This window comes from Rhizobacter sp. P3_C12 (genome assembly GCF_056402735.1).
In genome coordinates this window covers 1-4818 of record NZ_JBFUGW010000377.1, presented here as the reverse complement: position 1 = coordinate 4818, position 4818 = coordinate 1, and the positions used below count along the sequence as shown (strand labels likewise).

Genomic DNA, 4818 nt, shown 5'->3' with positions numbered 1-4818 from the left:
GCGCAGCCAATGCCTTTGTTGTCATCCTGTTCGGCCACGAACCCATTCAAGACTGTCACGCCGAGCTGGGGATACATGGACAAGTGTGTCGATGGAAACTCTGGAAAAGCAACACCCAGTGGAAGATCGCCGGTTATAAAGGTAGCCGACTTCATCGCAGGTAGTGGCAGAGGTCCAGCCAGTTCGCGCAGCTTGCGGTGCAAGCGATCAAGAGCGTCGGCAACCGATTCCTGCAGTTCATACAAGCTATAGAAAGTCTCCAGGAGTTCTTCAGCCTCACGCCTGTCCACCGCTGGTATCAAGCACAACCCGGCGTCAAGAGAGTATGCATAATTCGCGGCAATGACTTGCGCATGTTCGTCACCCGCTTCGCAGATCACCCAGTGCCCAGATCGACTCGGGATGGGAAGTGACGGGGAGGGTTGATCTTCAAAAACGATTGACCTCTGCTCGCGTAGCGCAATTAGAAGCCCGTAAGCAAGGTTGTCTGCACCCCAATAAAGTGGTTTACCCTTCAACGACCGAGCCAATCCGGGCAAGTTTCTGGCCTCTTCTGCCGAGGAAATTTGCTTGACAATCGACGCCGGTACCTGCCTAGCGAACAGCGAGCATGTTGTGTCGGGGAGGGCAACAAAGAGAACGGCCTTTGCCTTCATGTTTGYGGCAGCATTTCCACGGATCGCTACCTCAGCTTGATAGTCTTGCCGAGTCATGCGCGGACCGTCAACTATCGGTAGATAGCACCCCTTCTTTGCCAGCAAACAGGAAATTTGGGCAAGTATTTTTGGGTTGTCCCCCATGACGAGTGTGCGAAGGAGTTTCGGGCAATTCACAAAGGTATCCCTCAATCATTGCTACTTTCGGCAAGCGGGCGCCCGATTCGCCTCACGCGGCGCCGGTCAAGCGACTGTATCGCTGCAGGTTCTCTCCATGGAAGTGCATCGTCGTTGCCTCATCAAACGTCACTACCGCTGCTACGGTGCTACCGCTACTGCGCAGGCTTCGGCACACCGTCGGAAGACTTTGCCTTCGGCCAGGTCAACGCTTGATTGAGCAAGGTCCGTAGCATGATGGTCGGCATGCCTAGCTACCCATGGTCCTGCCTCTCCTGCGGCCAGACGAATCAAAGCCACACCGACCTCTGCAGCACCTGCAGCTACCCAGCCAGTGCCACCTCGAAGCAGATCGACGCCTGCCGCGGCGAGCACTTGTCCCACGGCGGGCAGCTTCAGCAGCAGGCAATCATCGATGCGACAGACGAGCACCTGTCCGCATTCGACGTGCTGGGCCGCCCACTTCTGTTCGTGTTCCTGGGTGTGCGGCTGACAAAGCAGTTGTTCCCTTGGCGCAGCAAAGACAGCTGAGCCCCTGCCTGACCACCCTGGTCGAGGATGCCGAATTGCATGTAAGCTTCACGCATTCCCCTCCCCGCCCCGCAGCATGGCGCAGAAGAAGCCCCCCCGAAAATCCATCGACCGCGAGATCCGGATGCTGCACGGCGCCCTGGTCGACCTCGTCGGGATCATCAACCAGCCGCAACGCGATGCCGAGATGGTGAAGGAGGCCGGCATCGAGCTCGACAGCACCTTGTTTTCGCTGCTGATCGGGATCGACCGGCTGGGGCCGGTCGGCGTCATGGAGCTGGCCGACCGCACGGGCCGCGACTACACCACCGTCAGCCGCCAGGTGAGCAAGCTGCAGGCGCAAGACCTGATCGTGCGCCGCCCCTCGCAGGCCGATGCGCGCGTCAACGAGGCCCTGATCACCGACAAGGGCCGCGAGATGGTGAGTGCGATCGATACGGCCCGCAACCGCGTCGTGACAGCCATGCTCACCGACTGGTCCGACGAGGACGTGCAGCGCCTGGCACTGCTGCTCAGGCGCCTGGCCGACAGCGCGCTGGTGTGGGCGCGCTGACGACCGTGGGACATCATGCTGCTGCCCCGCCCAGGCCCACCGAGCCCAGGAAGGTCTCGAGCGCAGCAGCGTCGCCCGCGGTGAGCATCGCGCCGATGTAGCCGTCGGGGCGCACCAGCACCCAATCTCCAGGCTCGACGCCATAGTGGGCGCGGAACTCACCGTGCACGTCCAGGATGTCGCCGGTCTCGCCGACGACGTGCATGTGCAGGCCGGCCCGTGCCGGAAGGGCAGATGCCGCATCGAGCGGCCCGTGGCACAGCAAGGTCCAGTGCGCGCCCCGGAACAGCTCGAACAGGCGGCGCGGCAACCCGCCCGCCCCGCGGCACAGGGCGTCGGGCGCGCGGCTCCCGGCAACGACTGCCCGGCCGCCTGCAGTCCTGTCGAGTGCGAGCGACGACCCGGCATAGCCGATGTCGAGCTGCTTGACCTCGCGGCCGCGCCGCATCGGCCCTTGCGACGCTTCGCGCAGCAGACGCGTGGCCATGCCGAGCATCTCGGCCGCGATCGGACGCCGCTCCTCCTCATAGGTGTCCAGCAGCGACGCGGGCGCGCCGCGCAGAACCGCATCCAACTTCCATGCCAGATTGCATGCATCCTGGATGCTGGTGTTCAGGCCCTGCCCGCCGGTCGGCGGATGCGTGTGTGCGGCGTCCCCGATCAGCAGCGCCCGCCCGACGCGGTAGCGGTCCGCCAGGCGGGCGTTCATCTCGTAGACGGAAGCCCAATGCACCTCGTCGATCACGATGTCGTCGCGGCCGGTGCGGCTGGCGACCATGTCGTTCAGCGCAGCAGCGGTCACGGCCACCTCGCCCTGCATCGGCACGGGCGCCTGCAGCTGGARGAGCTCGGTGCCGGCCAGCGGGCAGAGCGACATCTGGCGCTCCATCGAGCCGTCGTTGAATCGATGCCAGGCATCGCGGCCCAGCCCGTGCAGCAGGAGGTCGGCCACCACCGCGCGAACCCCGAGCGTCTTGCCCTCGAAGCCGATGCCCAGCGCACGCCGCACGAAGCTGCGGCCGCCGTCTGCGCCGACCAGGTAGCGCGCACGCAGCACCTCGGCGCCGCGCGGGCCGGCCAGGCGGGCGGTCACGCCGTCGTCGTCCTGCTCGAATGCGGTCAGTTCGCACGCAAATTCCGGCGCGTGACGGAGCTCGCGCAGCCGCTCCCGGAGCACGCGTTCCGTCAGGAACTGCGGCACCATCAGCGGCAGGTTGTACGGTTCGCCAGGCTTGGCGTCAGTGGCAGCGACCGACGGCGAGTCTTCGAACGTGCCGTCCTCGCGGTACGAACGCGGCGGTGGGTAGAAGCCACCCGCCGCCACCAGCCGGTCGATGACGCCGAGATCCTCGAAGATCTCCTGCGTGCGGGGCTGGATGCCCTTGCCGCGCGAGCCGGCGAAGGGGTGTTCGAGCTTCTCGACCAAGCGGAACGACAGGTTGCGGCGCGCCAGCTCGAGGGCCAGGGTCAGGCCGGCAGCGCCGGCCCCGACGATCAGGACGTCGTGGGTGATGGAGGTCATCGAGAATCCTTTGATGTGGAGCGTGTCCGGCCGGGACGCCATGCAATGCATGCACTGTGCACATATTAGGATTTTTAGGACTTGAGTGCAACATGCACTCGATCCCTTCCAACACCCTCAGCATTTCGCCCGCTTCAAATCAGCCCGAAGCTGATTTCCCCGCGCCCGCCTCGCTGGTCTGATCCACATCACGCCAGCCCGACAGCCAGCAGTACCGCCCAGGGCGGCACCCACCCCAGGGAGCCACCCATGCACATCACCCGTCAACTGCTCGCCGCCGCCACGCTCGCGGCCACCACCGTCGGCCCGACCCACGCCCAGGTGCCGACCCAAGTGCAGGCCTTCCCCGCCAACCTGCAATACACCAACGCCGCCTGCTCGGTATCCCCCAAGGAGCTGGGCAACTGGTTCGTCTCCGGCCGCGTCAGCAAGGGCGGCTCCGTCACCTTCGCCAACAGCCTCGCCTTCCCGGCGCAGAACACCACCTGCGACTTCTACAAGTGGGCGCACCAGATGTTCCTGTGGATCTCGTCGCCGGCGGCGGGTGGCATCGTGCTCGAGTCGCCGGTCTTCTTCGACATCAACTTCGACGCCCAGGGCGGCCACTACATCCCCAACACCGCCGGCGTCGCGCGCCACAGCTTCGCGGTGCGCGGCACCAAGACGCAAAGCATCCAGCCCGGCGGCCAGGCCGGCGGCGGCGACACGGTGCTGTCGATGAACGGCTCGCTGGTCTATTTCGGCGTGCACGCCAACGACGTCTACGCCTGGTTCAACACCGCGGTGTCGAACAAGGTGATCCCCACCACCGCGCCCTTCCCCAACACGCCCGCGGAGCTCGCCCCGGTGGTGAGCTATGCCGCAAGCCAGGGCAGCTCGCTGCCCGATGCCAACGCGCTCGGGCTGGAGCTGAAGACGGCCTGGGTCGATGCCGCCACCGTCCCCAACGCGGCCGACTACGTCACCATCGACGCAACGGTACCCAACTACGTGAAGACGAGCACCACGCAGTGGACGATCAGCAAGCAATCGCCCACGGTCGCGAAGACGCTGGCCCTGGTGGGCATCCACATCGTCGGTGCGGTGCAGGGCCACCCCGAGATGGTGTGGGCCACCTTCGAGCACCGCAACAATGCGCCCAACAATTCGTTCTTCTTCAACACCCTGTCCGGCACCACCGTGCAGGTGCCCTACAACTCGACCGGCAGCTGGTCCTTCATGGCCAGCGGCGGCGCGCAGAGCGGCGCCCTCGTGCCGCAAATGACGATCGACCCCACCACCGGCAACGTCGTCGCGACCAGCGGCAACACGATCCGGCAGAACAACGTCTACCGCGTCAACCCGTGGGGCAATGCGCCCACCGCCACCTCGGCCGTCAA

The 4818-nt window shown here is 65.1% G+C and carries 5 protein-coding genes; 3 read left to right on the top strand and 2 right to left on the bottom strand.

The window, feature by feature from the left end; genetic code table 11:
- The coding region (locus tag AC1DXV_RS31405) for a hypothetical protein (RefSeq protein ID WP_477937397.1) at positions 1 to 656 on the bottom strand (656 nt) is incomplete at its 3' end.
- Between the two features lie 411 nt (positions 657 to 1067).
- On the opposite strand from AC1DXV_RS31405, the gene AC1DXV_RS31400 reads away from it, so the two are divergent.
- Entirely contained in the window at positions 1068 to 1364 is a 297-nt protein-coding gene (locus tag AC1DXV_RS31400) for a hypothetical protein (protein WP_477869637.1), read from the top strand.
- A 124-nt stretch (positions 1365 to 1488) separates the two neighbouring features.
- Positions 1489 to 1917, top strand: a complete 429-nt coding sequence (locus AC1DXV_RS31395) for a MarR family winged helix-turn-helix transcriptional regulator (RefSeq protein ID WP_477869635.1) — start codon at positions 1489 to 1491, stop codon at positions 1915 to 1917.
- Positions 1918 to 1930: 13 nt separating this feature from the next.
- On the opposite strand, the gene AC1DXV_RS31390 is transcribed toward AC1DXV_RS31395, so the two are convergent.
- A complete protein-coding gene (locus tag AC1DXV_RS31390; protein ID WP_477937395.1) occupies positions 1931 to 3439 on the bottom strand; it encodes an FAD-dependent oxidoreductase in 1509 nt (502 codons plus the stop codon).
- 249 nt (positions 3440 to 3688) lie between these two features.
- On the opposite strand from AC1DXV_RS31390, the gene AC1DXV_RS31385 reads away from it, so the two are divergent.
- On the top strand, positions 3689 to 4818 hold a 1130-nt coding region (locus AC1DXV_RS31385), incomplete at its 3' end, for a hypothetical protein (RefSeq protein WP_477937393.1).